The organism is Achromobacter pulmonis (genome assembly GCF_021733725.1).
Taxonomy (GTDB): Bacteria; Pseudomonadota; Gammaproteobacteria; order Burkholderiales; family Burkholderiaceae_B; genus Achromobacter; species Achromobacter pulmonis.
The window spans coordinates 2031040-2058034 of sequence record NZ_JAIFOT010000001.1 but is presented as its reverse complement, the minus strand read 5'-3'; the positions used below and the strand labels follow the sequence as shown (position 1 = coordinate 2058034).

At 63.7% G+C, this 26995-nt stretch carries 28 protein-coding genes; 15 read left to right on the top strand and 13 right to left on the bottom strand.

Annotated elements, in window-relative coordinates; translation table 11 throughout:
• Nucleotides 1–44: 44 nt before the first annotated feature.
• Nucleotides 45–608, top strand: coding sequence for a cob(I)yrinic acid a,c-diamide adenosyltransferase (locus K2W61_RS09495; protein WP_175133712.1), 564 nt, complete (start codon nucleotides 45–47; stop codon nucleotides 606–608).
• Between the two features lie 46 nt (nucleotides 609–654).
• Here K2W61_RS09495 and lipA read toward each other — a convergent pair whose 3' ends face one another.
• On the bottom strand, nucleotides 655–1662 hold the full coding sequence (lipA, locus tag K2W61_RS09490; RefSeq protein ID WP_175133711.1) for a lipoyl synthase: 1008 nt from the start codon (nucleotides 1660–1662) through the stop codon (nucleotides 655–657).
• Nucleotides 1663–1808: 146 nt separating this feature from the next.
• Here lipA and K2W61_RS09485 point away from each other — a divergent pair, with 146 nt between their 5' ends.
• Nucleotides 1809–2621 carry a substrate-binding domain-containing protein gene (locus tag K2W61_RS09485; RefSeq protein ID WP_175133710.1) on the top strand — a complete coding sequence of 271 codons (813 nt, stop codon included), beginning with the start codon at nucleotides 1809–1811 and terminating at the stop codon, nucleotides 2619–2621.
• A 78-nt stretch (nucleotides 2622–2699) separates the two neighbouring features.
• Here the strand turns inward: K2W61_RS09485 and K2W61_RS09480 are convergent, their stop codons facing one another.
• The 10 genes from K2W61_RS09480 to K2W61_RS09435 form a co-directional block, all read right to left on the bottom strand.
• Nucleotides 2700–3431, bottom strand: coding sequence for a tetratricopeptide repeat protein (locus K2W61_RS09480; protein WP_175133709.1), 732 nt, complete (start codon nucleotides 3429–3431; stop codon nucleotides 2700–2702).
• Entirely contained in the window at nucleotides 3428–4069 is a 642-nt protein-coding gene (gene lipB / locus K2W61_RS09475; protein ID WP_175133708.1) for a lipoyl(octanoyl) transferase LipB, read from the bottom strand. Before lipB ends, K2W61_RS09480 begins: the two co-directional genes overlap by 4 nt.
• 18 nt (nucleotides 4070–4087) lie before the next feature.
• Nucleotides 4088–4360 carry a YbeD family protein gene (locus tag K2W61_RS09470; RefSeq protein ID WP_175133707.1) on the bottom strand — a complete coding sequence of 91 codons (273 nt, stop codon included), beginning with the start codon at nucleotides 4358–4360 and terminating at the stop codon, nucleotides 4088–4090.
• Between the two features lie 109 nt (nucleotides 4361–4469).
• A complete protein-coding gene (locus tag K2W61_RS09465; RefSeq protein WP_175133706.1) occupies nucleotides 4470–5336 on the bottom strand; it encodes a D-amino acid aminotransferase in 867 nt (288 codons plus the stop codon).
• 134 nt (nucleotides 5337–5470) lie between these two features.
• On the bottom strand, nucleotides 5471–6733 hold the full coding sequence (locus tag K2W61_RS09460; RefSeq protein WP_175133705.1) for a D-alanyl-D-alanine carboxypeptidase family protein: 1263 nt from the start codon (nucleotides 6731–6733) through the stop codon (nucleotides 5471–5473).
• Between the two features lie 154 nt (nucleotides 6734–6887).
• On the bottom strand, nucleotides 6888–7541 hold the full coding sequence (locus tag K2W61_RS09455; RefSeq protein ID WP_175133704.1) for an alpha/beta hydrolase: 654 nt from the start codon (nucleotides 7539–7541) through the stop codon (nucleotides 6888–6890).
• Between the two features lie 33 nt (nucleotides 7542–7574).
• Nucleotides 7575–8174: an ABC-type transport auxiliary lipoprotein family protein gene (locus tag K2W61_RS09450; RefSeq protein ID WP_236755497.1), complete on the bottom strand. Its 600-nt coding sequence runs from the start codon at nucleotides 8172–8174 to the stop codon at nucleotides 7575–7577.
• Complete coding sequence (locus K2W61_RS09445; RefSeq protein ID WP_175133702.1) at nucleotides 8171–9127, bottom strand: MlaD family protein; 957 nt, start codon at nucleotides 9125–9127, stop codon at nucleotides 8171–8173. The genes K2W61_RS09450 and K2W61_RS09445 overlap by 4 nt, the downstream gene beginning before the upstream one ends.
• Nucleotides 9114–9953 (bottom strand): ABC transporter ATP-binding protein, encoded by an 840-nt coding sequence (locus tag K2W61_RS09440; RefSeq protein WP_175133701.1) that lies wholly within the window; start codon nucleotides 9951–9953, stop codon nucleotides 9114–9116. The genes K2W61_RS09445 and K2W61_RS09440 overlap by 14 nt, the downstream gene beginning before the upstream one ends.
• Nucleotides 9953–11086 carry an MlaE family ABC transporter permease gene (locus K2W61_RS09435; protein WP_175141025.1) on the bottom strand — a complete coding sequence of 378 codons (1134 nt, stop codon included), beginning with the start codon at nucleotides 11084–11086 and terminating at the stop codon, nucleotides 9953–9955. Before K2W61_RS09435 ends, K2W61_RS09440 begins: the two co-directional genes overlap by 1 nt.
• Before the next feature lie 92 nt (nucleotides 11087–11178).
• Between K2W61_RS09435 and K2W61_RS09430 the strand changes: the two genes are divergently transcribed.
• Genes K2W61_RS09430 through K2W61_RS09420 form a run of 3 tightly spaced genes read left to right on the top strand, consistent with a single transcriptional unit; the run spans nucleotide 11179 to nucleotide 13019 of the window.
• Nucleotides 11179–12033 (top strand): biotin--[acetyl-CoA-carboxylase] ligase, encoded by an 855-nt coding sequence (locus K2W61_RS09430; protein WP_175133699.1) that lies wholly within the window; start codon nucleotides 11179–11181, stop codon nucleotides 12031–12033.
• Nucleotides 12030–12836, top strand: coding sequence for a type III pantothenate kinase (locus K2W61_RS09425; protein ID WP_236755496.1), 807 nt, complete (start codon nucleotides 12030–12032; stop codon nucleotides 12834–12836). Before K2W61_RS09430 ends, K2W61_RS09425 begins: the two co-directional genes overlap by 4 nt.
• A gap of 18 nt (nucleotides 12837–12854) precedes the next feature.
• Entirely contained in the window at nucleotides 12855–13019 is a 165-nt protein-coding gene (locus tag K2W61_RS09420; RefSeq protein ID WP_175133697.1) for a hypothetical protein, read from the top strand.
• Between the two features lie 21 nt (nucleotides 13020–13040).
• Here the strand turns inward: K2W61_RS09420 and K2W61_RS09415 are convergent, their stop codons facing one another.
• A complete protein-coding gene (locus tag K2W61_RS09415) occupies nucleotides 13041–14339 on the bottom strand; it encodes a 3-deoxy-D-manno-octulosonic acid transferase (RefSeq protein WP_236755495.1) in 1299 nt (432 codons plus the stop codon).
• A complete protein-coding gene (gene waaC / locus K2W61_RS09410) occupies nucleotides 14339–15382 on the bottom strand; it encodes a lipopolysaccharide heptosyltransferase I (RefSeq protein ID WP_236755494.1) in 1044 nt (347 codons plus the stop codon). Before waaC ends, K2W61_RS09415 begins: the two co-directional genes overlap by 1 nt.
• A gap of 123 nt (nucleotides 15383–15505) precedes the next feature.
• On the opposite strand from waaC, the gene K2W61_RS09405 reads away from it, so the two are divergent.
• The 10 genes from K2W61_RS09405 (at nucleotide 15506) to K2W61_RS09360 (ending at nucleotide 26905) form a co-directional block, all read left to right on the top strand.
• Complete coding sequence (locus tag K2W61_RS09405; RefSeq protein ID WP_175133694.1) at nucleotides 15506–16558, top strand: Gfo/Idh/MocA family protein; 1053 nt, start codon at nucleotides 15506–15508, stop codon at nucleotides 16556–16558.
• Nucleotides 16559–16560: 2 nt separating this feature from the next.
• Nucleotides 16561–17133 carry an acyltransferase gene (locus tag K2W61_RS09400; protein ID WP_419761640.1) on the top strand — a complete coding sequence of 191 codons (573 nt, stop codon included), beginning with the start codon at nucleotides 16561–16563 and terminating at the stop codon, nucleotides 17131–17133.
• Nucleotides 17134–17139: 6 nt separating this feature from the next.
• Nucleotides 17140–18243: a DegT/DnrJ/EryC1/StrS family aminotransferase gene (locus tag K2W61_RS09395; protein ID WP_236755493.1), complete on the top strand. Its 1104-nt coding sequence runs from the start codon at nucleotides 17140–17142 to the stop codon at nucleotides 18241–18243.
• Nucleotides 18240–19328 carry a non-hydrolyzing UDP-N-acetylglucosamine 2-epimerase gene (gene wecB, locus K2W61_RS09390; RefSeq protein ID WP_236755492.1) on the top strand — a complete coding sequence of 363 codons (1089 nt, stop codon included), beginning with the start codon at nucleotides 18240–18242 and terminating at the stop codon, nucleotides 19326–19328. Before K2W61_RS09395 ends, wecB begins: the two co-directional genes overlap by 4 nt.
• 49 nt (nucleotides 19329–19377) lie before the next feature.
• Entirely contained in the window at nucleotides 19378–20106 is a 729-nt protein-coding gene (locus tag K2W61_RS09385) for an ABC transporter permease (protein WP_336885389.1), read from the top strand.
• On the top strand, nucleotides 20099–21892 hold the full coding sequence (locus K2W61_RS09380; protein ID WP_236755491.1) for an ABC transporter ATP-binding protein: 1794 nt from the start codon (nucleotides 20099–20101) through the stop codon (nucleotides 21890–21892). Before K2W61_RS09385 ends, K2W61_RS09380 begins: the two co-directional genes overlap by 8 nt.
• Nucleotides 21889–23238 (top strand): class I SAM-dependent methyltransferase, encoded by a 1350-nt coding sequence (locus K2W61_RS09375; RefSeq protein WP_236755490.1) that lies wholly within the window; start codon nucleotides 21889–21891, stop codon nucleotides 23236–23238. Before K2W61_RS09380 ends, K2W61_RS09375 begins: the two co-directional genes overlap by 4 nt.
• Nucleotides 23239–23345: 107 nt before the next feature.
• Nucleotides 23346–24359 (top strand): glycosyltransferase family protein, encoded by a 1014-nt coding sequence (locus tag K2W61_RS09370; RefSeq protein ID WP_236755489.1) that lies wholly within the window; start codon nucleotides 23346–23348, stop codon nucleotides 24357–24359.
• A 39-nt stretch (nucleotides 24360–24398) separates the two neighbouring features.
• Entirely contained in the window at nucleotides 24399–25832 is a 1434-nt protein-coding gene (locus tag K2W61_RS09365; protein WP_236755488.1) for a glycosyltransferase family 4 protein, read from the top strand.
• Complete coding sequence (locus tag K2W61_RS09360) at nucleotides 25829–26905, top strand: sialidase family protein (protein WP_236755487.1); 1077 nt, start codon at nucleotides 25829–25831, stop codon at nucleotides 26903–26905. Before K2W61_RS09365 ends, K2W61_RS09360 begins: the two co-directional genes overlap by 4 nt.
• The last annotated feature ends 90 nt before the right edge of the window (nucleotides 26906–26995 follow it).

Below are 26995 nucleotides of genomic sequence, written 5' to 3'. Positions count from 1 at the left end.
GTAATAACGCAACAATCCTGACGGTTGTTTGCAAAGGACACCCCATGGCCAATCGCCTTTCAGTCATCGCCACCCGCACCGGAGACGACGGCAGCACCGGACTAGGGGACGGATCGCGCGTACCCAAGGACGCCGCCCGCATCGCCGCGCTGGGTGATGTGGATGAATTGAACAGCGTCATCGGCCTGCTGCTGACCGAGCCCATGCCGGCCGACGTGGCGGCCGATTTGCTGACGATCCAACACGATTTGTTCGATATGGGTGCCGAATTGTGCATTCCTGGCCACGTCGCCCTGGCCGACGAGCAGGTGGCGCACCTGGATGCGCGGCTGGCCCACTACAACGCGGCCCTGCCGCCCCTGCGCGAATTCATCCTGCCGGGCGGTTCGCGGGCGGCGGCACACGCCCACCTGGCCCGCACCGCGTGCCGCCGCGCCGAGCGCGCGGTGGTGGCGCTGGCCCGCGCGGAAACGGTGAACGCGCCGGTGCGGCAGTACCTGAACCGGCTGTCGGACCTGATGTTCGTGCTGGCGCGCTATCTGAATCGCGAGGCAGGCAGACCCGACGTGTTCTGGACCAGCCGCGTGTCGCGCCAGGCTGCGGAATGAAAAAATGCCCCTTGCGGGGCATTTCTGATCGGGGTTGCCGCAATGCTCAGTTGGGCACGCCCGCCGCATGCGCCTGCTCATCGGCGTGGTACGACGAACGCACCATGGCCCCAACCGCCGCGTGCGAGAAGCCCATCGCATAGGCCTCGCGCTCGAACATCGCGAAGGTGTCGGGATGCACGTAGCGCAGCACCGGCAGATGGTGCTCCGACGGCTGCAGGTACTGGCCGATGGTGAGCATGTCGACGTTGTGCTCGCGCATGTCGCGCATCACCTGCAGGATTTCCTCATCGGTCTCGCCCAGGCCAAGCATCAGGCCAGACTTGGTCGGCACATCGGGGTGCAGCTTCTTGAACTCGGCCAGCAGCTTGAGCGAGTGCATGTAGTCCGAGCCCGGGCGGGCCTGCTTGTACAGGCGCGGCACCGTTTCCAGGTTGTGGTTCATCACGTCCGGGGGACCGGCATTCAGGATGGTCAACGCGCGATCCAGGCGGCCGCGGAAGTCGGGCACCAGCACCTCGATACGGGTGGAGGGCGACCGTTCGCGGATCTGGGTGATACAGTCGACGAAGTGGCCGGCGCCGCCGTCGCGCAGGTCATCGCGGTCGACCGAGGTGATGACCACGTACGACAGCTTCATCGCGGCGATGGTGCGCGCCAGGTTTTCGGGTTCCTTGGTGTCGAGCGGATCGGGACGGCCATGGCCCACATCACAGAACGGGCAGCGGCGGGTGCACTTGTCCCCCATGATCATGAACGTGGCCGTACCCTTGCCGAAGCACTCGCCGATGTTCGGGCAGGAGGCTTCCTCGCACACCGTGTGCAGATTGTGTTCGCGCAGGATGCGTTTGATGTCGTAGAAGCGCGAACCCGGCTGGGCCGCCTTGACGCGGATCCACTCCGGCTTCTTCAGGCGTTCGGCGGGAATGATCTTGATCGGAATGCGCGCCGTCTTGGCCTGGGATTTCTGTTTCTGCGTCGGATCGTACGCCGGTTCCGCGGGCGTGGCGGCGGGTTCGTTCGAGGGCACAGGCGACTCGGCAAGCGTGGACATGGGGCACCTTCACGACCGGCACGCACACGCCCCGGTCTGAGACAAAAGAAGACATTTTACCCCTTGCGCCCGAATCCGCTCGAATGGTCCGACGCCGGGCCGCCTCGGGTTATCGTCACGCCTGACGAATCCACACCGCCTTCCCGATGCCCGCCTTGCCTTCGCCCCGCCCCATCGCCCTGCTCGCCCCCCGGCTCGATTACGCGCCGGCGGCCCGCGCCATACAGGCATGCGCCGAACGACTGGCGCCGGCCGGCTACTATCTGGCCGCCGGCCCCTGGCGCGATGCCTCCCTGCTGCCACGGCTGGCCCAATTGGCGCCGGCCGCGGCGCTGGCGATCGGGCCGCTCGACGACCCGCCATTGCGCGCCGCCGTGGCGGCGCTGGAAATCCCGGTAGTGGAAACCTGGAGTGCGCCGGCCGCCCCATTGGACAGCCTGGTCACTGCCGACAACACCGAGGCAGGCCGCCTGGCGGCCCGCCATCTCGCCGAAAAAGGCCATGCCCGCGTGGCCTGCATCAGCGCCGACACCCCATGGGAACGCGCCCGCCGCGAAGGGTTCATCGCCAGCGCGGCCGCGCTGGGGCGCGACCTGGTCGCCGATATCGTGCAGCCCGAGGCCCAGCAACTGAACGACGGCCGCATGGCATTCCTGCGCCTGCTGGCCACCAATACGATTTTCGACGCGGTGTTCTGCACCTCGGACTTGCTGGCCGCCGCCACGGTGTCGGAGGCCCACAACCGCGACCTGCACGTACCGCAGGACCTGGCGGTGCTGGGGTTCACCGAGGACGGCAGCGCAGCGCAGTGGGTCCAGGGGCTGACGACGCTGGGCGTGGACGCAGCCGAACTGGGCCGGCGCGCGGGACAACTGCTGCTGGACCGGCTCGACGGCGAGCAGCCGGCCGGCACGCGGCTGACGCTCGACGTCGTGTTCGAGGCGCGCCTGAGTACTTAGCGGGTACGTGGCGGGCCCGCCGGCCGCGCCACGACTCGGCGGGTTCGCGCGGGCGCCATGGTCCGCCCCGTAAGCCGCTCAGGCCCCCGTCTCGTACAACGGCGGAAAGCCGCAATCGCGCAGCATCGCATCGGCTTCGCGCAGAAACGCCGCCGTGGAGGTCTCGGGCACGCGCGCCAGCCACTGCACCGCCTCTTGCTTGCGGCCCCGCAGCAACAGCATGCGGCCCAGGTGGAACATGCCGCGAAAATCGCCGCCCTCGGCGCAACGCCGGTAGCAATCGAACGCGCGCTCCAGATCCTGTTCCACCACCTCGCCGGCTTCGTAGAAGCGGCCGACAACGCCCATGGATTTGACGTGGCCCATCTGCGCCGCCTGCTGGTACAGGGCCAGCGCCGCCGCGCCGTTTCGCGCCACGCCTCCGCGGCCGCTCTTGAGCAGATGGGCATAGTTGTACATGCCCCAGTCCAGCCCACGATCCGCGGCCAGCCGGAACCAGTAGGCCGCCACGGTATCGTCCGCCGGCACGCCCCAGCCGTTCTCATAGCAACGGCCGATCATGTTGATGGCCATGGGGTGATCGGCGTTGGCGGCGCGCTTGAACCACGCCAGCCCTTCGGCGGGGTCACGCGGCACGCCGATGCCATCGAGCAGCATCTGGCCGAAGATGGTCTGCGCCTCGACCAGGCCCATTTCGGCCGCCGTGCGAATCCAGGCGGCGTATTGCGGCGCCGGCCCGGCGCGCAGGCTGGCCAATTGCTCGGGGGTGGTCGCGGCCACCTCGGCCGGGGTATAGCGGGTTGTCTTCATATGGGTGTCCGTGCCTGGCGCCACAAGCGGGCCAGGTTGCCCGCCAGCGCGTCGCCCACCTCGGTGGGATCGCGCCGCGTGCCACAGGATGCCATGTCGACGGTGCGCAGGCCGGCGTAGCCGCAGGGATTGATGCCGAGAAACGGCGTCAGATCCATCGCCACGTTGAGCGATACGCCGTGATAGGCACGGCCATTGCGGATCTTGATGCCCAGCGCGGCGATCTTGGCCAATTCGCTGCCGCCATCGGGATCCGGCACATACACCCCGGGCGCGCCCGGCTTGCGGCAGGCGCCGGCCACCCCCATCGCATCGAGCGTGTCGATCACCGCGGCCTCCAGCAGAGCCACGTATTCCTTCACGTACATATCGACGCGGCGCAGGTCGAACAGCGCATACGCCATGACCTGGCCCGGGCCGTGATAGGTGACCTGCCCGCCGCGGTCGCACTGCACCAGGGGAATCGCACCGGGGTTGAGCACGTGCTCGGGCAGGCCCGCCTGCCCCAGCGTATAGACCGGTGCATGCTCGCACAGCCAGATTGCGTCGGGCGTATCGGCCGAACGCTGGTCGGTGTACGCCTGCATGTCCCGCCACACGGACAGGTAGTCCGCGGGCCGCGCGAGCCACTTGATCACAACTGCTGGCCTCTACGTCTACAGGACGATTGACACCATCGGATGGCCATGCAAGGCACGGTAGAGCTCGTCGAGCTGCTCGCGCGAGGTGGCGCGCACCGTGAAGGTCAGCCCCATGTAGTTGCCGCCCTTGCTGGGCCGCATCTCGACCGTCGCCACATCGAAGCCCGGGTCGAAGCGCAGCACGACTTCAGTCAGCGTCTGGGCGAATTCAGGGTGCTGCTTGCCCATGACCTTGATGGGAAAGTCGCTGGGATATTCGATAAGGGAGTCTTCGGGCGGAATATGCATGATGGATGGCCTGGAACGTCAATATTTCTATATGGGGGCAGGCATCGTGCAGGCAAGGCCCGCCGCCGGGGCGCGCGGCGTGGGCGGCCGGCCGGCCGCCCCGCGGGGCCTAGAGCGCGGCGATGCGGGCATCATAACCCGCGCGCAATAGCTCATAAACAGGGCCGGGCTTGCCCGAACCGACCGGCCGGCCATCCAGCGCGACGATCGGCAAGACTTCCTTGGTGGCCGAGGAAAGCATCAGCTCGTCGGCCCGGATCACTTCATCCTGGGCGAGGCGGCGCGCCTCGAACGGAATGCCGGCCTCGGCCGCCAGCTCGCCCATCAGGCCATAGCGGATGCCTTCCAGGATCAGGTTGTTCTTGGGCGGCGCGAGCAGCTTGCCGCCGGACACCACCCAGATATTGGTGGACGAGCCTTCCGTGAGAAAGCCGTCGCGGAACTGCAGCACCTCGTCGACGTGGGCGTCCACCGCCTGCTGCTTGGCCAGCACGTTGCCCAGCAGCGAAACCGATTTGATTTCGCAGTGCAGCCAGCGCTCGTCGGGAATGCTGATCGCGCCAAGCCCCTGCGCGCGCTGGGCGGCCGACGGCGGCGTCCAGGCCGAGACCATGCCAAACACCGTGGGGCTCACAGCCGGCGAGGGAAACGGGTGGTCCCGCTTGGCCACGCCGCGCGTCACCTGCAGATAGACGATGCAGGTATCCAGGCGCGTGCGGTCGAGCAATTGCCGGATCAGGTCGATCCAGCCACTGCGGTCGAACGGTTGCGCGATGCGCAGGGCGGCCAGGCTGCGGTCCAGGCGGTCGAGGTGCTCGGCCATGCGAAAGGCATTGCCTTGGTACACAGGGACGACTTCGTAGATGCCATCGCCGAAAATGAAGCCGCGGTCGAGGACGGAGACCTTGGCCTCGTCCACGCGCAGGAACTCACCGTTGAGATACACCTGGCTTTCGCCCGGCACGCCCGGAATCATGAGGCACTCCTGAATTTGAAATGGAATAGGGACGGGCCTGCCGGCCCGCCCCTGGAAGCATGCAAAACGGGCGTTTCGCGCACGAAACGCCCGTTGCTAGCTTACACCCGCGGCCGCGCCCATGGCGCGCCCGCTTACTGGAACCAGCGCTTGACGGTATCGACCATGCGGCCGAAGAAACCGGCGCGCTCGACCGCATCCTGCACCACCAGCGGTTCGGTGCGCAGCACCTTGCCGTCCAGCGTGAATTGCAGCGTGCCGACCTGCTGGCCCTTGGCCAGCGGCGCGATCAACGGATCCGTGCGTTGCGCCACCGGCTTGAGTTCGCCGGCCTTGCCGCGCGGCACCGCGATGGAGACCGGGTTGGGCGGGCCGAGCTTGACGTTGTCGGCGGTGCCTTCCCATACGCGGGCATCGATACCGGGCTGGCTCTTGTCGAACAGCTTGACCGTGTCGAAGTTCTGGAAGCTCCAGTTCAGCAACTTGAGGCTTTCCTCGGCGCGCGTGGCTTCGCTGTCGGTGCCCACCACCACCACCAGGATGCGGCGATCGCCGCGCACCGCGGTCGACACCAGGCAATAGCCTGCCGAATCGGTATGGCCGGTCTTCATGCCGTCGACCGACGGGTCGGCCCACAACAGGCGGTTGCGGTTGGGCTGGGTGATCTTGTTGTAGGTGAAGCTCTTCTGCTTGTAATAGTGGAAGAACTGCGGATGATCGGTGATCAGGTGCGCCGACAGCGTGGCCAGGTCGCGCGCCGACGTCATGTGCTGCGGATCGGGCAAGCCGGTGGCGTTCATGAAGTGGGTGTTGCGCATGCCCAGGCGCTCGGCTTCCTGGTTCATGAGCGAGGCGAACGCGGTTTCGCTGCCGCCGACCGCTTCAGCCAGCGCGACCGAGGCGTCGTTGCCGGACTGCACGATCATGCCCTGGTTCAGCTCATCGACAGTAACCGGCTTGCGCGGCTCGATGAACATGCGCGAACCGCCGGTGCGCCAGGCGTGCTCGGACACGGGCACGGTCTGCTCCAGCGTCAGGCGCTTTTCCTCGAGCGCGTTGAAAACCACATAGGCCGTCATGATCTTGGTGAGCGATGCGGGCTCGACCTTCATGTCGGGATTGGAGGCCGCCAGGGTCTGGCCGCTGTTCACGTCCAGCACGATCCAGGCCTTGGCCGCGATGGTGGGCGCGGGAACCGCCGACACATCGCCCACCGGCACCGCTCCCGTTGCCGACGGCGCGCCGGCCGTGGCTCCCGCGGCGGCAGGCGCAGCGGCGGGCGCCTGCTGGGCCCAGGCTGGCAGCGACGCCGCCAGCATCGCCGACAACACCGCGCCGGCGAGGGCGCGGCGGGCAAAGACTACGGGGGAGAGAGTGGGGTAAGACAGATTCTTCATCGGCAACGTGGGTCCTGGAAAGACGCCCGCCGGCGCGGGGCTGATGGCTGACAATTATAGGCAGTCGATGAGACTCGTCCGGCCCGGGATGGGTTCCGCGGGCATTTAAAACATGCAACTTGATGCTACGCCGCGCCTAGCGCGGCACACGCATTCAATCAAGCTTGACCTTCAGGTGCGCCTGCACCAGTTGGCGCAGCACCAGCAGCTTGCCGTGGAAAAAGTGCGAAGCGCCCGGGATCACCACCACCGGAATCGAACGCGGCCGAGCCCAGTCCATGGCCTCGGACAGGGGCACGACTTCGTCCTGTTCGCCATGCACCATCAACGTATCGCCAGGCACCTGCACCTCATGCGGCTGGAAACGGTTGACGGCAGGTCCCATCAGCATCAGCGCGCTCGGCAGCACGGCATCCCCCTGGTCGACCAGCGCGGCGTAGGTCTGCGCGGCCACCGCCGTGCCAAAGGAAAATCCGGCCAGCACCCAGGGCGCGGCCGCCAGTTCCGGGTGGCGCTCGCGCATCTGCGCGACCAGCGCCAGCATGTCCTGGGTCTCGCCCACGGATTTGTCGAACGCGCCCTCGGACAACCCGACACCGCGGAAATTGGGGCGCACCGCCACCAGGCCATGCTGGACACAGGCGCGCGACAATGTGGTCACGACCTTGTTCTCGCGCGCGCCGCCCTGCAAAGGATGCGGGTGCAGCACCAGGGCCCAGCCCCGTGGCGTGCCGTCGGGCCAGTCCACCGCGCAATCGATGCGGCCGGCGGCGCCGGTAAAGGCTTGGGTTTCAGTGCTTGCGGGCATGGCGGACTCGTGCTGCTTGGAAAAAAGGGAATGTTAACCGCCCGGCCGGGCCGCGGCCCTGGGCTGGCTGGCGAGCCATCGCGCCAACTGATCGGCGGCATCATCGGTGGCCTGGCGCAACGCGGCCACGCCGCCCGCGGCATCCTGCGTCGGCGCAGGCGCCTGCGTCGCGATCCGCAACTGGCCCACCACACGGCGGCCGTCGAGCAGTACCGCCTGCAGCAACACGCGGCCCTCGCTGGCCGAACCGTCGGGCGCGAACACCTGTTCGAATTGCGACAGGTAGACCTGCAATTGCGGCGTCTGACTGCTGGCGCGCTCGGCCAGCACCGGCCCCTGCCGCGACAGGCGCTCGATCAGGCGCTGGCGCACCAACTCCGCCGGCGACGAGGCCCAGCGATAGGTCGCATACGATTGCGGCGCGGCGCTATCGCCGACACGCCAGATGACCCCGGTACTCGACAGCGCCGGCACGGCCGAGAACGCCAGCGCAATCGGTTCACGCGCGGGCAATTGCGGCGCCGGACGGGCATCCAGGCCCAGGTCGAACACCGCCGGCGGCGCACCCACGCGGCCCACGCCGCAGCCCGCCAACACCAGGGTCAGAACCAGAATCGCGCTACGCATCTTCATTTCCGCTGTCTCCCAAAACCGGCGAACCCCGCCTCGCCGGGACCGGGCGCGGCCGGCGGCGGCCCGAACAATAACGATTGCGGCGTGTTATCCACGCGACGCAGCGTGAAGGTGGCGCCGCGCGCGGCCTCGCTGACGCTGGCCGCCATGCCGGTGACCGCCGGCAGCGTCTCGCCATCCAGCCGCGACGCGGCCAGGGCGATGTCGTTCAAGCTGCGCGTGGCGGCGGCCAGCGCGCCATCGGGCGCATTCAGGCGCGCCAGCGATTGGCGCGCCTGCCGCGCCAGGTCCGCCACTTCGCGCGCCGCGCGGTCGGCCTGGCGCGAAGTGCTGTCGAGCGAATCGACCAGCGGCCCCAGCTTGGCCAGCGCCGGCCCCAGCTCGCGGCTGGCCTCTTTCAACGACTGGGTGATGTCGGCGGCATTCTGCAGACTGGCGGTCAGGGCCTGCACATTCTGCTCGCTCAACAGCCGCCGCAGCTGCTCGGTGGCGTCTTCCACGTTGGAAATGAGCCGTCCGCCGCGCTGCTCGACCCGATCGAGAAAGCCCGGACGCAATGGAATCGCCGCCGGATTGGCGTCGCTCGAAGCCAGGCGCTTGAGCGAACTGCCGTCGTCGCGCAGTTCAACATTGGCCATTCCGGTGACGCCCTGCACGCCCAGTTCAGCCCAGGTCGACTCCGTGATCGGCGTGCCCGGCGCCACGCCGATGCGGATGCGCACCTGGCCAGGCTTGTCGGGGTTCAGCGCCAGCGACTGCACCTTGCCCACCGGCACCCCCTGGTAACGGACGGTCGACTGCGGATTGAGGCCGCTGACGGCGGTGGCCGACACGATTTCATAGGCTTGCAGTTTGGTCCGGTCGCGGCCGATCCAGACGGCCACCAGCGCAGCGGCGGCCAGCAGGACCAGCGTGAAGATGCCGGCCAAGAGCGCGTGACTACGGTTTTCCATGATGCGTTCCCTTCGGCGCCATGTCCCCGAGCGCGCGCAAGCCGCGCTCGCCCAGGAAGAATGTATGAATGAACGGGTGGTCGACCTTCAGCACTTCCGGCACCGTATCGCACACGATCACCCGCTTGTCCGCCAGCACGGCGACACGGGTGGCCAGCGCGAGCAGCGTGTCCAGATCGTGCGTCACCATGACGACAGTGAATCCCAACTGCCGGTGCAGGCTACGCACCAGATCCACGAACTCGTCCGACCGCAGCGGATCCAGGCCCGCCGTGGGTTCGTCCAGGAACACCAGCTCCGGGTCCAGCGACAGTGCGCGCGCCAACGCCACGCGCTTGACCATGCCGCCGGAAAGATCCGACGGCCGTTTATCCGCGTCCTGCGCCGACAGGCCGACCATCGCCAGGCGGCACATGACCACATCGCGCACCAGGTCTTCCGGTACCGTGCGCAATTCGCGCAAGGGCAGCGCGACGTTGTCGTACACCGACAGCGCCGAGAACAGTGCGCCGGCCTGGAACAGCATGCCCCAGCGATAGGACAGGCGGCGGCGTTCGCCCGGCGTCAGTTCGGACAGGGTATTGCCCAGCACCTGAATAGTGCCGGCCGCCGGCCGTTCCAACCCGATGATCTGCCGCAGCAGCACCGTCTTGCCGGTGCCCGAACCGCCCACCAGCACCAGGATCTCGCCAGGAAAGACGGTCAGGTCCAGGTTGTCGTGCACCACGTGGTCGCCAAAGGCCGTACGCAGGCCGCGCACGGTGATCACGGGCGCGACCGTGACATCGTCCTCGATAAACAGGCGTTGCTGCTCGGCGCCGGTCATCAAATGCCCACCGAACTGAAAATGACCGCGTACAGGGCGTCCAGCAGGATCACGCCGGTGATCGAGGTCACCACCGAGGTCGTGGTGCCGCGGCCCAGGCTTTCCGTGTTGGGCTGGATGCGCAGGCCAAAATGGCAGGCGATCAGCGCGATCAGGATGCCGAAGGTGACGCCCTTCAGGATCCCGATCCAGTAATTGGTGAGGGAAATGGCGTCCGGCAGCGACTGCAGGAACCACTGCGCCGAAATGCCCAGCTGCACCTGGGCCGCCAGCATCCCGCCCAGGATCGCCATGGCGTCGGTCCAGAGCACCAGCAGCGGCATGGTCACGGCCAGCGCCACCACCCGCGGCAGGATCAGCCGCTGGCCGTGCGAAATACCCATCACCAGCATCGCGTCCAGCTCCTGGGTGACGCGCATGACGCCGATCTGCGCGGTGATGGCCGATCCGGATCGACCGGCCACCAGGATGGCCGCTAGCACCGGCCCCAGCTCACGCACGATCGACACCCCCAGCAGCCGCACGATGAACCGGTCGGCGCCGATCATCTGCAATTGCTGGGCGGACAGGTATGACAGCACCACACCGATCAGGAAGCCCACCAGGGCGGTGATGCCCAGCGCCTGCGCCCCGGTGCGGTATACCTGGGCCGAGATCTCGCGCCACGGTCCGCGCGATGGCTGGCGCAACATACCGAACAGGTCCAGCACCAATTGCCCCAGCATGATGAGCAAGGCACGCCCGTTCTCGGCCGCCTGCAGCACCCCGCCCCCGAGGGCACGCAGCCAACCCCAGGACGGTTCGGGACGAGGCGGGGCCGGCTTGCCCCCCTTGTTGGTGGCCAGGGTGGTGAATACGTCCTGCTGGCCGGCGGACCAGCGCACCCGCTCGGGCAGCTTCTCGCCCCAGGCCTGCCAGATCAGCAGCGCGCCAATGGTATCGAGCCGGCTGATGCCCTGCAGATCCCAGCGCGCGCCAGCAGCGGCGGCCTTGGCCATGGCCGCGCGGCGGCGCTCGACCTCGCCCGGCTCGGCCAGTGCCAGCACGCTCCAGTCGCCCCCGACATGGCACACGCCGGCTTCCTGGCGGAAGGGCGTGGCGGCATGGGACGCGGGCAAGGCGGAACGCGGCATGTAGCGGAATACCGATGCAAAATGTATCCACAATCATATACGCAGGCGCTGGCACGCCGCGAGCCGCGCGCGCGTGCCCTACAATCGCCGCCATGTCCGCTCACGTCCGCCCCATCGACCTGCCCGCGCCAGACGACCTGGCCCGGATGCTGGGTTCGCGCCTGCCCGCCTTCCAAGACATCGCCTGGACTGCCACCACCGGCTCGACCAATGCCGACCTGCTGACGCGCGCTCGCGCGGGCGGCGGCGCCGGCAAACCCTGGCTGCTGGGCACCCATCTGCAGGAAACCGGCCGCGGTCGCGCCGGCCGGCCCTGGCAGAACCGGGTCGGCGCGGCGCTGATGTTCTCGTGCGCCTTCGACGTCCACCTGCCTGCCGCACAGTTGCCAGCCCTGTCGCCGCTGGCCGGCCTGGCCGCCTGCGAGGCCCTGCGGGCCGTGGCCGGCCCCGGCGCCGACGGCCTCTGCATGAAATGGCCCAATGACGTGCAATGGCACGACGCCAAGCTGGCGGGCGTGCTGGTCGAGACCACCCGCAACCCGGGCGGCCGCGAAACCGGCTACACCGTGGTCATCGGCATGGGCGTGAACCTGGTCGACGCCGACGCGCTGTCGCAGGCGCTGGGGCGCCAGGTCGCGGACTGGACCTGTGTCACCCGCCACGCATCCAACCCCGCCGCCACCGCCGCCGACCTGGTCTGCGCCGCGGCGACCGCCTGGCACGAAGCCGTCCGCACCCTCGAGCGCGAGAGCTTCGACGCCTTCGCGCGGCGCTTCGACCAGGTGGACGCCCTCGCCGGCCGCGCCATCAACGTGCTGGACAAGGGCCAGGTGATCCTCAGCGGCGCCGCCTGCGGTGTCGACGGCCAGGGCCGCCTGCTGGTGCGAACCCCCGAAGGCATCAGCCCGATCTCGGTCGGAGAAATCTCGATTCGGCGGCAAGCATGATCATCCTCATCGACTCCGGCAACAGCCGCCTCAAGGTGGGCTGGCTCGATCCTGCCAGCCCCGACATGCCGCGCGAACCGGCCACGGTCGCTTTCGACGGCCTGGACCTGAACGCCCTGGACCGCTGGCTCACCGCCCTGCCGCGGCGGCCATCGCGGGCGCTGGGCGTGAACGTGGCTGGCGCCGACCGGGGCGCGGCCATTGCCGGCGTCCTGCAACGACACGGCTGCGCCGTGGCCTGGGCCACCTCCCAGCCCACCACCCTCGGGCTGGTCAATTGCTACAAGAACCCATCGCAGCTGGGCGCGGACCGCTGGGCCTCGCTGCTGGGGGTGCTGTCGCGCCTGCCCGGCACGCACCCGCCCTTCCTGCTGGCGAGCTTCGGCACCGCCACCACCATCGACACCGTGGGACCGGACAACGTCTTCGCCGGCGGCCTGATCCTGCCGGGCCCGGCCATGATGCGCAACGCGCTGGCGCACGGCACCGCCAACCTGCCGATCGCCGATGGCCAGGTCGTGCCCTATCCCACCGATACCCATGAGGCCATCGCCTCCGGCATCGCCGCCGCGCAGGCCGGCGCGGTCGTGCGCCAGTGGCTGGCCGGGCGCCAGCGCTACGGCGAGGCGCCGCAGATCTTCGCCGCCGGCGGCGGCTGGCCGGAAGTGCGCCAGGAAATCGAACACCTGCTGGCCGACACCGGCGGCGGCTTCGGCGCCGCGCCAGTGCCGATCTACCTGAACCATCCCGTCCTGGACGGGCTGGCCGCCATGGCGCGCGCCAACCCGGCGCCGCATGCCTGACCCTCGCGAGGCCGCGTCATGCGAGTACTCTTCATCCTGATTCTGCTGGCCAACCTGGGCGTCTACGCGCTCGGCCAGGGCTGGCTGGGCGTGCGCCCGGAAGACGAAGGGCGCGACACGCGCCGCTTCAGCCAGGAACTGAATCCGGGGGCCATCACCCTGGTGCCGCGCAAGCCCGGCTGAAGGATGGACTGACCGCCGGCCTCAACGCAACCAGGGCGCCAGCGCGTCCATGGTCCGCGCGGTAGCGCCGGCGTGGCTGGCGAACCAGGCCCGCGCCGCATCGCTGGCTGCGTGCCGCGCGGCAGGGTTGGCCAACAGCGCCAGCGCGGCCGCCACGGCCTGCGCCGGGTCCGGCTGGCGTTGCGCCGCGCCGGCCTCGATCGCATCGCTGGCCGCCTGCTGGAAATTGAAGGTGTGCGGCCCGACGATGACCGGCACGCCAGCGGCGCAGGCTTCGATCAGATTCTGCCCGCCCAGCGGCGCGAAACTGCCCGCCACCACCGCCACATCGGCGGCGGCGTAATAGAACGCCATTTCACCCAGCGTGTCGCCCAGCAGCACCACCGTGCGCGGCTCCGGCTCCTGCCCGCCCGAGCGCCTGACATAACTCAACCCGGCCTGCTCCAGCAGCGCGGCGGCGGCGTCGAAACGCTGGGGATGGCGCGGGATCAACAGGAACAGCGGCCCGCCGGGCCTGTCCGCGAGACGCTTGATGGCATCGATGAACGGCTCGTCCTCGCCCTCGCGGGTGCTGGCCACGGCCACCACCGGCCGGCCCAGACGCTCGCGCCAGGCCTGGCCCTCCCGTACCTGGCCCGCAGGCAACGACAGGTCGAATTTGAGATTGCCGGACACCAACGGCCGCGGCGCGCCGGCCTGCGCGAGCCGTTCAGCGTCGGTCGCGGACTGGGCCAGCACCAACTGCAACCCGGCCAGCGCCTCACGCATGACCCGCCCCATGCGCCCGGCCTGCCGCAGCGAAGACGCCGAGAAACGGGCACTCACCAACGCCATCGGTAACCTCGCGCGGCGCGCCGCGGCCAGCAGGTTCGGCCAGATCTCGCGTTCTATCAGAATGCCGCAACGCGGCTGGGCGGCAGCCAGGAAACGGCGCGTGGCGCCAGGAAAATCATAGGGCAGCCAGGCCTGGCGCAACCGGCCGCTGGCAATGGCAGCGGCAAACAGGCGCGCGCCCTCGGCACGGCCGGTGGCGGTGATATGCGTCAACAGTACCGGCAAGCCGCGATCCAGCAGCGCCTGCAACAGCGGCAGCGCGGCGCGCGTCTCGCCCAGGCTCACGGCGTGCACCCATACCGGCGCCCCGCCCCACTTATCCGCCGTGGCCGCGTCGGACACGGCTCGGCCAGGGACGGCTCGACCGAATCGTTCCGGCGAAAAGATTTCCCACTCGCCCCCGGCGCGCCTGGCGCGCCGGGCCATCCACAACCAGACCAGGGGCGCCAGCGCCCGCAACCCGAAGGTATAGACGGCGCGGTTCATCAGCGCGCGGCCAGCGCCTGCTCCACCGAAGCCATGACGGCCTCGCGCGACGGCGAGGCGCCCCGGTCGCCCAGGCTGGCGGTGTAGTTCGACCCGACCAGCGGCGTGCGCACTGGCGTGGAGGCGCGGTAGATGCCGATGGTGGGCCGCCCCAGCGCGGCCGACAAGTGGGTCAAGCCGCTGTCCAGGCCGACCATCAGGCGCGAGCCGGCCAGCAGCCGGGCAACCGAAGTCAGATCCATGCGCGGCATCACCTCGACGTCCTCCATGCCAGCCACCAGCAACCGGGCGCGCTCGGCCTCCTGGTCGTTGCCGGCCAGCAGCTTGAGCGCACAGCCGGCATCGCGCAGACGCCGGAACACCGCGCGCCAGTCGTCCTCGGGCCACAGCTTGTCGTCGCGGCTGGCCGACGGCATGATCACGGCATAGCCTCGGTCGGTATCCAGGTGGTGCAGGCGCGGCAATTCGGTCGCATCCAGGCCGTCGGCGGACACCTCATGCACGGGATCGGCACCCAGCCCCTGCCCGCCCTGGCGCGAAAACGCCTGCAGGCCGAAATCGGGCAGCCCGCCGTGCTGGTAACCGAACGTCAACGCCGCCAACTTGCGTTGGCGGATGACCGCCGGCTGCCAGAATTCCACCCGGTGGCGGACGTTATAGAACAGCGATGCCAGCGGCTCGCGCGCCGAACGCCAATCCAGCCCGTGGCGCACCCCGCGCGCCTGGCGCACCAGCCACGCAGACTTCAACAGTGCCTGCATATCCAGCACGATGTCGTATTGCTTGGACCGCAGCCGCTCCCGCAGCGCCTTGCGCTCCGCCCGCACCTGGGACGACCACCAGGCCTTGCGCCAGCGGCGGTGGGCCACCTTGATGACCTCGTTGACGGCCGGATGCCATGCGGGAATCTCGGCGAAAGCCTCTTCGGCAACCCAGTCGATTTCGGCGTCCGGCACATGGCGGGCGATGTCGGAGATGGCGGGCAGCATGTGCACCAGATCGCCGAGTGACGACGTGCGGACAATGAGAATGCGAGTTGGCATCGATTGGAAATGGCGGATTATGCGCTCGTGCCCCTACCCGGTCTTAAAGTATTATTACGCTCTATTCCGGGAGGGACTGTCGAATTATCCCGGCAATTTACAACAAAACAACCTAATCTCCCGATGACCGCTAATCCAGTTACCGACCGCAAGGTCCGTTTCGCCCTGGTAGGATGTGGGCGCATTTCCAAGAATCATATCGGCGCCATTGCGCAACACAGCGACCGCGCCGAGCTCGTGGACGTCTGTGACACCAACCCCGCCGCGCTGAAAGCCGCCGCGGAAGCCACCGGTGCCCGACCGTTCTCGTCCCTGACGGAAATGCTGGCGCATACCACCGCCGACGCGGTCATTCTGGCCACCCCGTCCGGCCTGCATCCCTGGCAGGCGATCGAAGTGGCGCAATCGGGCCGCCACGTGGTCAGCGAAAAGCCGATGGCGACCCGCTGGGAAGACGGCAAGCGCATGGTCAAGGCCTGCGACGAAGCCGGCGTGCGCCTGTTCGTCGTCAAGCAGAACCGCCGCAACGCCACGCTGCAACTGCTCAAGAAGGCCATCGAAAATGGCCGTTTCGGCCGTATCTACATGGTGACGGTCAACGTATTCTGGACCCGTCCCCAGGATTATTACGACGCCGCCCGCTGGCGCGGCAAATGGGAATGGGATGGCGGCGCCTTCATGAACCAGGCCAGCCATTATGTCGACCTGCTTGACTGGCTGGTTGGCCCCGTGGAAAGCGTGTATGCCTACACCGCCACGCTGGCCCGCCGCATCGAAGCCGAAGACACCGGCGTGGCCGCGATCCGCTGGCGCCATGGCGCCATGGGTTCGATCAACGTCACCATGCTCACCTATCCGCAGAACCTGGAAGGCTCGATCACCATCCTGGGTGAGAAGGGCACCGTGCGCGTCGGTGGCGTGGCCGTCAACCGCATCGACGAATGGAAGTTCGCCGACGAACACCCCGACGATGCCAAGATCCGCGAAGCCAACTACGAGACCACCTCGGTGTATGGCTTTGGGCACCCGCTCTACTATGACAACGTCATCCGCGTGCTGCGCGGCGAATGCGAACCCGAAACCGATGGTCGCGAAGGCCTGCAGTCGCTGGCCCTGCTGACCGCCATCTACCGTTCCGCCCGCGACGGCCTGCGCGTGCCGCTGCCGCTGGATTGACCATCATGAGCATCCATTCCACCGCCATCGTCGACGACGGCGCACAAATCGGTGCCGGTACCCGCGTCTGGCACTGGGTCCACGTTTCGGGCGGCGCCGTCATCGGCGAGGCCTGCTCCCTGGGACAGAACGTCTACGTCGGCAACCGCGTCAAGATCGGCAACCGCGTCAAGATCCAGAACAACGTCTCCGTCTACGACAACGTGACTCTTGAAGACGACGTGTTCTGTGGCCCCAGCATGGTCTTCACCAACGTGTACAACCCGCGCGCGGCCATCGAACGCAAGAACGAATACCGCGACACCGTCGTGCGTCAGGGCGCCACGCTGGGCGCCAACTGCACCATCGTGTGCGGCTCGACGGTCGGCCGCTACGCCTTCGTCGGTGCCGGCGCCGTGGTCAACCGCGACGTGCCCGATTTCGCCCTGGTGGTCGGCGTACCCGCCCGCCAGATCGGCTGGATGAGCCGCCACGGAGAACAACTGGACCTGCCGCTGACCGGCAACGGGCAGACCACCTGCCCGGCGACCGGCGACCAATACGTACTCAAAGACGGCGTGTGCCAACTGGTGTGAGACAACATGCAATTCATTGACCTGAAAAAGCAATACCAAGTCCTGCGCGACCCGATCAACGCCCGCATCCAGGCCGTGCTCGACCATGGCCAATACATCATGGGCCCCGAGGTCAAGGAACTGGAAGCCGCGCTGTGCGCCCACACCGGCGCCAAGCATTGCGTCACGGTCGCGTCGGGCACCGAGGCGCTGCTGATCGCGCTCATGGCACTGGGGGTGAAGGCCGGCGATGAAGTCATCACCACCTCGTTCACTTTCGTAGCGACGGCGGAAGTCATCGTGCTGCTGGGCGCCGTGCCGGTGTTCGTGGACGTCGAGCCCGACACCTGCAACATCAAAGTGTCGGAAATCGAAGCCAAGATCACGCCTCGCACCAAGGCCATCATCCCGGTGTCGCTGTACGGCCAGTGCGGTGACATGGACGAAGTCAACGCCATCGCCGCCAAGCACGGCATCGCGGTCGTCGAAGACGCCGCGCAAAGCTTTGGCGCTTCCTACAAGGGCAAGAAGAGCTGCAACCTGTCCACCATCGGCTGCACCAGCTTCTTCCCCAGCAAGCCCCTGGGCTGCTATGGCGACGGCGGCGCGCTGTTCACCAATGACGACGCCCTGGCGCAGGCCATGCGCGAAATCCGTGTGCACGGCCAGTCGGCCCGCTACTACCACAGCCGCATCGGCGTGGGTGGCCGCATGGATACGCTGCAATGCGCCGTCGTGCTGGGCAAGCTGGAACGCTTCGACTGGGAAGTGGAGCAACGCATCAAGATCGGTGCGCGCTACCAGGAGTTGCTGGCCGACCTGCCGGGCGGCGCGCGTACGGTCACGGTGCGTCCGGATCGCAACAGCGTCTGGGCCCAGTTCACGGTCATGGTCCCGAATCGCGAAGCCGTGATCGCGCACCTGAAGGAAGCCGGCATCCCGACGGCCATCCACTATCCTCGTCCGATCCACGCGCAGCCGGCCTATGCCCAGTTTGCCCTGGAAGATGGCGCCACGCCGGTCTCGGACGTATTGGCAGAACGCGTCATGAGCCTACCCATGCACCCGTATATGGATGACGCCACCATCGAGAGCGTTTGCACGGCACTGAAAAAGGCGCTGCTGCAATGAGTCTGAAGATCGTCACGATTGTCGGCGCTCGTCCCCAGTTCATCAAGGCCAGCGCAATCTCCCGAGAGATTCAAAACAATCGCCAAGGCCGTATCGAAGAAGTCCTGGTTCATACGGGCCAGCACTACGACGACAACATGTCCCGGGTCTTCTTCGATGAACTGGATATTCCAGCTCCGAAGCATAACTTCAACATCGCCGGCGGTTCGCATGGAGTCATGACCGGCCGCATGTTGGAAGCCATCGAAGATATCCTACTGAAAGAAAAGCCCGACTGGGTCCTGATATACGGCGATACCAACTCGACCCTGGCCGGTGCGTTGGCTGCCGCCAAACTCCATATCCCCGTGGCCCACGTGGAGGCCGGCTTGCGTTCGTTCAATATGCGCATGCCGGAAGAAGTGAACCGCATCCTTTCCGACCGCGTTTCCACTTTGCTGCTTTGTCCCACTGAGACAGCGGTACGCAACCTGGCCAACGAAGGCGTCACTAAGGGAGTGCACAACGTCGGCGACGTCATGTTTGACGTCGCGCTCTATTACGGCGAGAAAGCCCGGCGCACCAGCACAATCCTGCAACAGCTCGGCCTGACAGAAAAATCGTTCGTGCTAGCGACCTGCCATCGTGCCGAGAACACCGACGACCCAGCCCGGCTCACCGAGATCCTCTCCGCGTTGGCGCAGATTTCCGACCAGCAGACGGTAGTGCTGCCGCTGCATCCGCGTACGCGCAAGCTCATCAGCGGTGCCAAGCTGGAACCCCTGCTGCGCAACGTCCGAATTGTCGATCCTCTGGCCTTCCTCGACATGATCGCGTTGGAGCAAACCGCCAACGCCATTTTGACCGACTCTGGCGGCGTCCAAAAGGAAGCCTTCTTCTACAAGGTTCCTTGCATTACGTTCCGGGATGAAACGGAATGGGTTGAAACCATTGATTCCGGTTGGAATCAATTGGTGGGCGCGAATTGCGCCAGAATCTTGGCCGCGGCCTCGAGTATTGCCGTCCCCGCCTCGACGCCATCTCTATTTGGGCATGGTGATGCCTCAAAGCGCACCTTGGATTGCCTGGAAGCACGTAATGTTTGATAGATCGCAATTGTTGTGGAAGCACCGCAGACTTCTGTGGGCGACTACCTTGACCGACGTGAAAATGCGTTTTTCAGGAACGATTCTGGGCCGCCTTTGGACGTTGCTGTATCCACTGATGTTCCTCGGTCTGTACGCTGTCGTGTACACGATGATCTTCAAGATCAAGCTCGGCAACTACTCCACGTTTGAATACGTCCTGCTAATCTTCAGCGGACTGATCCCTTTCCTCGGTTTTTCCGAGGCATTGGGTGGCGGCGTCGGCTGCGTGCTGGGCAATAAGGGATTGGTCAAGAACACCCTATTCCCCATCGAGCTCATTCCCGTCAAAGCCGTGCTGGCCAGCTCGGTCACAATGCTGGTGGGCCTGGCGCTGCTCTTGATCTTCCTGTGGGGCAACGGCATCGTACATGCCACGCAGCTCATGCTGCCCGTCATCATCGTGTTGCAGTTGATATTCACGATTGGGCTCATCTGGCTGCTCTCGGCCATGAACGTGTTCATTCCCGATATCGCACAGACTGTGTCGATCATGACACTGTTCCTCATGCTCGTGTCGCCAATCGCCTACACACACGAGATGATCCCTCCGGCACTCGTGCCATTCATGTATCCCAATCCGCTGTACTACCTGATCATGCTGTACCGCGATGTCGCGTTCATCGGCATCATACCTACCTCCATGCTGCTCATTTTTACATTGATCGCAGGTGGATTCTTCATGCTGGGCGGCTATGTGTTTTCCCGTCTGAAACCGCTGTTCGCCGACTATGTCTGAACCGATTATCGAGATCTCGGATCTCTCCAAAATGTTTCGCATGTTCCGGTCGCCCCGCTACCGGATGATGGAAACGCTAGGGCTACCGGTCCCATCCAACAGCTACGAAGAGTTCTGGGCACTGCGAGACGTGTCCTTTTCAATTCAACCTGGCGAACGCATTGGCCTCATAGGTCGTAATGGCGCCGGCAAAAGCACGCTGCTCAAGATCGTGGCAGGTTTGCTTCGCCCTTCGGCTGGTCATGCCCGCGTGCGCGGCGAAGTCCAGGCGTTGATGGAGCTTGGCACCGGTTTTCACCCCGAATTCACCGGGCACGCCAACGTTATTTCATCGCTGGCATACCAGGGAATCACCGGAAGGGAAGCCAAAAGACTGCTGAATGATGTCATCGATTTTTCGGAACTCGATGAGTTCATGGACAAGCCAGTCAAGACGTACTCCGCCGGCATGTACTCCCGCCTCGCCTTCGCGGTCGCAACTGCCGTTCGGCCAGAAATCCTGATTATCGACGAGATTCTGGGCGCGGGCGATGCCTACTTTTCGGCGAAGTCCGCAGCCCGCATGCGTGAATTGACGTCACAGGGGACCACGGTCCTTTTCGTTTCGCACGATATGTCGGCGGTGCAGATGATCTGCGACCGCTGCATCTGGATCGAGCGTGGACGCATGATCATGGATAGTGATCCTAATGATGTGTCCAAGCGCTACGCAGCGTCGATTCGCAAGCAGGAGGAATTGCGCCTGCGCGCCATCAACCTCAAGTTGCAGCGCGGCGATGTCAGTGAATTACTGACAGGCACAGATCTGGACAAGACACATATCTTGCGCCTGGTCACACCCGCTTTCTGCGCTCCTGAAAACCCAGTCCCTATTTACCGTATTGACCTGCTGCACCACGAAGACCCCCTGGATTCAGTCATTGTCGGCGATGCCCGCGACGACGACCGTGCGGAACGTTTGCATCTATTGACGGCTAAGGGCTTCATGGAATGGGGACCCGCCTCGAAGGGGCCGGATGGACGACCATTCCGGTTAGTTGGTCGCTTCAAGGGCTCTTACAACCATGCGCCGATCAGCCTGCGCCTTCCGGTAGGCATGGGTGAGGACGTGAATTTCAGTCTCAAGATTACTCACGGCGCCATTAACGCCAATGAACCACTCATTTTGCAGATGTTCGACGGGGTGGAATACGTCACCCTGGGCAACTTGTGCAACGGCGACCAACCCATCCACGAGACCTTGATCCCTCTGAAAGCCATGGCCACCTCCAATGCGGAGCCGCCACGGGAAACCGATCAACCCGAACGTGACGATTTCACGTATGGAACGGGTGACGCGTGGATCACCGACGTCGATTTTCTAGACGCCCATGGTGTCTCACACAGGTTGTTTCATTTTTCCGAGCCAATGTATGTAAATATCAGCTGGAGAGCCAAGAAAGCGTTGGACCGTCTGGTGTTCGCCGTCTGCGTTTATGGCCTGGACGGCCGCTGTGTCTCCCAAGTTGTGTCCCCTTTCATCTCAACACAAGCCGCGGATTCACAAGGCACGATCACTGCCTCCTTCGAACCGCTACGCATTGGCAAAGGAGACTATCTGGTTTCCATCGGTATCTTTGATGGCCTGACCACCGAGACTAGCGGTGATGCCGTCGCGTTCGACGTCCAAGATCGCAAATACCGCTTGAAAATCACTCCCCCTGTGCATGCGGCCTTGGAACGCGGCGTGGTTGTGGATGATGCCCAATGGAAAATCAGCCGACTGATCTCCGGGGAGAGCAAATGAGCTCCACCTATTACGATCAAGCAACATTATGGGACGCCGCTCCGAGCGCGGCGCAGGTGGACGTCGCTCAAGCGTTGAAGGCGATGATTCCCACAGACGTGCGCACCGTGCTTGATGCAGGCTGTGGCAGCGGCATCGTGACCAACGTGCTCATAGATACCTGGGAAGTGATGGGATGTGACATCAGCCAAACTGCTTTGGCGCAGGTTAAGGCTCCTACGATTCAAGCCGACCTGACCAATCTGCCGTTCGAGAACCGAAATTTCGATCTCGTGCTGTCCAGCGATGTCATCGAACACATTCCTGACAGCGCTTATCGCACGGCCATTAACGAAATAGCGCGCGTCGCGGGCAAATACATTCTGATCGCGGTCCCGTATCGCGAGATACTTGAAGCCTCCGCAGTGCAATGCCCCAATTGCCGCACGCGGTTCCATGCCCATTATCACCAACGCTCCTACAGTGCTGCCGATTTTAATGGCCTATTCCCGGCAGATTTTGAGGTCATTTCCACCAACTTGGCCGGCGAACGTTGGCCATTCAGCAATGCTACGCTTGCGCAAACCTGTTTACAGCTCTCGGATCTGGACTATGACTTTCCGTCGGCGATATGCCCTTCCTGTGGCACGCTTCGTGGGGTTCGCGTCCCATCAGCACACACGGGTATTCTTGAGAAGCAACTGGCCGCCCTGCAATATATGCGCTGCGAACACGGCTTGGAAGCCGCCCCACCGCCGTCAGAATTGCTTGTGCTGCTGAAGCGGCGCGATGCTGGTACCACAGCGTCACCCCAGCCCATCGAAGAACCGGAGTTCTCGGGTGCGTTCGAGCGGCATGAGACGCTAGCGCTTGGCGATTGCGCTCGCATGGGACACCTGCTGAATTTCCCTCGGCAGTCCTATATCGTGCCCGACGGCGATCAATTCGATGTGCTGCTGCTGCCGGCATTGCCTGAAGTATTTTTTGCACAATCCGAACAGGCGCAGGCCCCCATCCTACACGCGTACGATGCCGTAAGTGAAGAATACGTCCCGATTCCTGTCCAGCAGCAGGAAGGCGGACAATGGGCATTCAGGTGCCCTGCTGTGTGCCCAAGCACCGTGGGATATCGGATTCGCATCCCTAAGTCCGCGGGCATATCGTTATTACAATTCCAGTGGCCCAAGCCCCTTGATCTGACGCAGTGCTTCAATCGAGCATTTGAATTTGGTGTTGCCGCGCTGAAGATGCGGACTCAACTCGAGATACAGCGTCGTGAGTATGAGGCAAAAATCGATTCACTCAACCAATTGGCCAACGATATAGAAGCACGCCGCGCGGCCGCAGAAAAAAAACTCCGCAAGTAGATTAAATCAGGGCCGATAATAAAATCAATAATGGCACGGGGCCTTGTGAAAACAAGGCCCCGTACTGCGCATCTTAAATAAATTGTTTAACCGGCATTACTCAGCGCATGAAAATATTCCACGGGCCCAATAACATCGCAGGCGCAGCTGGCGTACTGGCAAAAGCACAGCGTGCGCTTGGATATGACGCAGAAGCTGTCTGTTACAGAACGGCCACTTATGGATATCCGGCAGACCGGTACTTGAAGCGCACGATGTCTGATCGCGCCACTTCAGTCGTGCGTGAAAGCTTAACACACGATGTATTTCACTTCTATTTCGGCCAATCACTGACGGGCGGCAGCCTGTACGATATACCCTGGTTGAAACGGATGGGGAAAAAGATCTTTTTCTATTTTTGTGGATGTGATCTGCGGGATGCCAAGGCCGTTATCGCAAAATATGAGTACAGTGCCTGCAAAGTCTGCTGGCCTGCCGCATGCAGCGCCAATCGTTTGAAGGCGATGGCTACGGCGGCGACTTGTGACGGCATTTTCGTCAGTACACCGGACCTGCTGGAGTTCGTAGACGGAGCAACTTGGTTGCCACAGCCCCTCAGCTTCGAGCAATTCGACGCACTGCGGATGTCGTTACGCTCGAATCCGGTCCAGGACGAGCAAACCAGCCGCAAGGTGCGCATCGCTCATGGGCCGTCCAGCCGTATGCTCAAAGGCACCAGCTACCTTGAAGCCGCCATTGCAAAACTGCGAGCCCGCCATCTGGATGTCGAACTCATCCTAGTGGAAAACATGAGTCACGCGGAAGCAATGCAGACCTGCCTGGACGCCGACATTATCGTTGACCAATTATTGATCGGCGCCTATGGCCAGTTTTCCGTGGAAATGATGGCCCTGGGAAAGCCAACTGTCTGTTATATCCGCGACGACTTGCTACCATTATACCCTCCCGATCTTCCTATTATTTCGGCCAACCCAAGCACCATTGCAGCAGCACTCGAAGAATTGGTATGCAGTCCGGATTCATGGAAGGCCCTTGGTGAAGCAGGACTGGCCTATGCCCGAAAATATCATGATTCGCTTGCGGTCGCAAAAATAGCAATTAATAAATACGATATTAAATAGATACGAAAATTAGCGATTTTATTTCCCATGCGAATACTAATGATGACCGATGATGTGCAAATCGACCGCCGCATCATCCAGGAAGCCAAGTCGCTCATCGCCCGAAACCACGAAGTCATCCTGCTTGCGGCGCCCGGGAAAAATCTCGCACCAGCCGAGATCATAGAAGGAGTCAAGGTCGAGCGTGTGAATTTTGCGACCGGCCGTCAGCGGCTGATTGAAGTGATCGTGACACGCATCCACGGACGTTCCATCGAGTTCGCCAATGCGGGATCTACGTTAAGCCAACGAGTGGTCGCTAAAATCATCGAAATGCCGTTCAGAGTCCTGAATTTGGTACGTCGTGCAATTTGGCGTGTCATACACCCCACCAAACCAGCCCCACATTCACCTAGCCTTTCACGTGCCAAAGCAAAGATGCAGGGCGGCGGAATGTTCATCGCATCACGCTTTTTCTGGCTATGTGCTGTTCTTTCGAACCGGCTATACACCCTTACTTTGCGAGTCATCCATCGTGTCGCCAGGGCTACAAGTCGTGACGCGACATTACTTGAGCGGGCAAAGTTCTATAACCCCGATATTATTCATGCCCATGACTTGCCGCAGCTGCGAGCCGGGGTGGATTCAGCGCGAGCGTTGAAAGTGCCATTGATATACGACGCCCATGAACTCTATCCAGAGATATGTACGCTCACCCCGGAACAGCAAAAGCGACTCGGCCGCATCGAAAAGAGGCTGATCAAGGAGTGCGATGCAGTCATAACCGTCAATCCGCATTTGGCCGGCGAGTTTTCCCGCCGCTATCGCATTGCCGCACCCGATGTGATCTTGAATGCGATCGACCCATTCGCTGACCTGCATGATCAGCCACGAGATTTATTCCGGGAAGAACTGGGCATTCCGAAGTCCAAGCAAATTCTTCTTTTCCAAGGTTGGATGTCCCCGGACCGGGGCTTGCAAGACTTGGTGCGAGCCTTGGCAAACGTCCGCGAGGAAGTTCATCTGGTCTTCATGGGCTATGGCGAACTTGTCGCAGACCTGACGAGAATTGCGCAAGAGGTCAAGGTATTGGACCGGGTGCATTTCAAGAATGCAGTGCCTCAATCCGAATTACTCTATTGGACCGCCTCCGCCGATGCCGGCATCATCCCGTACCAACCCGTCGATCTGAACCATTGGTTCTGCTCGCCCAATAAGCTTTTTGAATTCGTGCAGTCTCGGCTGCCAATCATTGCCAACGACCTGCCGTATTTGCGGGACGTCATCGGCACGGACGGCATTGGCTTGGTTGCCGACATGAAATCGCTGGACGCACTTTCTATTGCGATCAATGAAATGTTCGATCCCGCCCGCGGCGGTGCGACGCGTTTCAAGCCTGCGTTGACAGCAGCCCAATACAAATACTCCTGGCAGGCTCAAGAAACCCAGTTATTTGAAATCTATGATCGCGTGGTGAAGAAAAAAGCAAAATGACGATTTCTCTCAAAATAACGAACACGCGCCCGCACTCGTACCAATACATTAATTCGTGTCATCCTGTTCGACTGCTGTTGCTGGCCCAGGCAAGCGGATCGATCACTCTGCAACGCGCAGCGCGCTTGCTGGAGCCGTCCACCTCGCTGACCCCCGGCCAGTTCGACGCGAGCGCCCGCATTAAATGGCTCCTCGGCAAGCCGACTCAAGTCCAGGCTCCCAATGGCAACGGCCAGGAGGCTTGGCACACTGAGTACCCCGCGGTGTTCGAGCAGGACGCCCGGTGGCAAATGTACTATTCGGCCATTGGCGAGGACAGCCGCTGGCGTATTCTACAATCGATATCAACCGACCAAGGTAAAACCTGGAGCCAAGGCGAAAGAGTATTTGACGAAGCAACGATGCCGTTCAAGGGAAGCTATGCGTTTCCTTCGATCATCTACGACAAGCAGCGGCAACGTTATTCGATGGTGTTTTCCGCCGATCATGCCGGCGCCGGACACTACGACGCCGTGATGCTGACCGAGTCGGTCGATCTGAAAACATGGACCATTCCAAGCACGATCTCGGCGGAAGGGGGCCTGGCGCCAATAATCTGGAACGACGGCATCCGCTATCACGTGGCCTATACAATCAAGGACGGGGCCTCCTTCCACGTGATGGAAATGCAGTCCCTGGATCGTCTATCATGGACACTTCCGACCTCGATTGCCAGCATGCGCTCCACCCTTCACGCCGGCTTCTACACCCTTGCCCGCCTTCCCGGCAAGAAAGACTTCTTCATGATGGAACGCTTTCTTGCCCCCGGACGAATCGAATGGGGCGTGATGTGCAGGGCGCAGGATTCCACGCTGATCACCGCGTCCAGAGCACCGTTCTACGTGTTGGGCGAACGCCCCGGACAATGGGACGACTACCAGTACGGCATGAGTTTCTTCCGTCCCGCAGATGGCAAGCTCCGGCTGTTCTTCAACGGCATCCCGTTCGGCGCAGAGCACGGCGGCAGAATCGGGATGGTTGACGTGGATGAAAAGGCGCTCTGGAAGAACATCGACACATCTAATTGCTATTGATCCCTCTCCCTTCTCGCGCACCTGGTCGAGAAGAGGGAAAATTGCGATCAACTACCAACATATCTACGCGTTTTTTACGGAGTTACTCAA

What these genes read in the sequence shown, in the direction of transcription:
- K2W61_RS09480 (WP_175133709.1), bottom strand. Translation starts at nt 3,431, where the DNA reads ATGAAGACAACCCGCTATACCCCGGCCGAGGTGGCCGCGACCACCCCC.
- K2W61_RS09485 (WP_175133710.1), top strand. Translation starts at nt 1,809, where the DNA reads ATGCCCGCCTTGCCTTCGCCCCGCCCCATCGCCCTGCTCGCCCCCCGG.
- K2W61_RS09435 (WP_175141025.1), bottom strand. Translation starts at nt 11,086, where the DNA reads ATGCCGCGTTCCGCCTTGCCCGCGTCCCATGCCGCCACGCCCTTCCGC.
- K2W61_RS09445 (WP_175133702.1), bottom strand. Translation starts at nt 9,127, where the DNA reads ATGGAAAACCGTAGTCACGCGCTCTTGGCCGGCATCTTCACGCTGGTC.
- lipA (WP_175133711.1), bottom strand. Translation starts at nt 1,662, where the DNA reads ATGTCCACGCTTGCCGAGTCGCCTGTGCCCTCGAACGAACCCGCCGCC.
- K2W61_RS09430 (WP_175133699.1), top strand. Translation starts at nt 11,179, where the DNA reads ATGTCCGCTCACGTCCGCCCCATCGACCTGCCCGCGCCAGACGACCTG.
- K2W61_RS09425 (WP_236755496.1), top strand. Translation starts at nt 12,030, where the DNA reads ATGATCATCCTCATCGACTCCGGCAACAGCCGCCTCAAGGTGGGCTGG.
- K2W61_RS09360 (WP_236755487.1), top strand. Translation starts at nt 25,829, where the DNA reads ATGACGATTTCTCTCAAAATAACGAACACGCGCCCGCACTCGTACCAA.
- K2W61_RS09495 (WP_175133712.1), top strand. Translation starts at nt 45, where the DNA reads ATGGCCAATCGCCTTTCAGTCATCGCCACCCGCACCGGAGACGACGGC.
- K2W61_RS09455 (WP_175133704.1), bottom strand. Translation starts at nt 7,541, where the DNA reads ATGCCCGCAAGCACTGAAACCCAAGCCTTTACCGGCGCCGCCGGCCGC.
- K2W61_RS09450 (WP_236755497.1), bottom strand. Translation starts at nt 8,174, where the DNA reads ATGAAGATGCGTAGCGCGATTCTGGTTCTGACCCTGGTGTTGGCGGGC.
- K2W61_RS09405 (WP_175133694.1), top strand. Translation starts at nt 15,506, where the DNA reads ATGACCGCTAATCCAGTTACCGACCGCAAGGTCCGTTTCGCCCTGGTA.
- K2W61_RS09440 (WP_175133701.1), bottom strand. Translation starts at nt 9,953, where the DNA reads ATGACCGGCGCCGAGCAGCAACGCCTGTTTATCGAGGACGATGTCACG.
- K2W61_RS09460 (WP_175133705.1), bottom strand. Translation starts at nt 6,733, where the DNA reads ATGAAGAATCTGTCTTACCCCACTCTCTCCCCCGTAGTCTTTGCCCGC.
- waaC (WP_236755494.1), bottom strand. Translation starts at nt 15,382, where the DNA reads ATGCCAACTCGCATTCTCATTGTCCGCACGTCGTCACTCGGCGATCTG.
- K2W61_RS09465 (WP_175133706.1), bottom strand. Translation starts at nt 5,336, where the DNA reads ATGATTCCGGGCGTGCCGGGCGAAAGCCAGGTGTATCTCAACGGTGAG.
- K2W61_RS09375 (WP_236755490.1), top strand. Translation starts at nt 21,889, where the DNA reads ATGAGCTCCACCTATTACGATCAAGCAACATTATGGGACGCCGCTCCG.
- K2W61_RS09470 (WP_175133707.1), bottom strand. Translation starts at nt 4,360, where the DNA reads ATGCATATTCCGCCCGAAGACTCCCTTATCGAATATCCCAGCGACTTT.
- K2W61_RS09380 (WP_236755491.1), top strand. Translation starts at nt 20,099, where the DNA reads ATGTCTGAACCGATTATCGAGATCTCGGATCTCTCCAAAATGTTTCGC.
- K2W61_RS09370 (WP_236755489.1), top strand. Translation starts at nt 23,346, where the DNA reads ATGAAAATATTCCACGGGCCCAATAACATCGCAGGCGCAGCTGGCGTA.
- K2W61_RS09365 (WP_236755488.1), top strand. Translation starts at nt 24,399, where the DNA reads ATGATGACCGATGATGTGCAAATCGACCGCCGCATCATCCAGGAAGCC.
- K2W61_RS09415 (WP_236755495.1), bottom strand. Translation starts at nt 14,339, where the DNA reads ATGAACCGCGCCGTCTATACCTTCGGGTTGCGGGCGCTGGCGCCCCTG.
- K2W61_RS09395 (WP_236755493.1), top strand. Translation starts at nt 17,140, where the DNA reads ATGCAATTCATTGACCTGAAAAAGCAATACCAAGTCCTGCGCGACCCG.
- wecB (WP_236755492.1), top strand. Translation starts at nt 18,240, where the DNA reads ATGAGTCTGAAGATCGTCACGATTGTCGGCGCTCGTCCCCAGTTCATC.
- K2W61_RS09420 (WP_175133697.1), top strand. Translation starts at nt 12,855, where the DNA reads ATGCGAGTACTCTTCATCCTGATTCTGCTGGCCAACCTGGGCGTCTAC.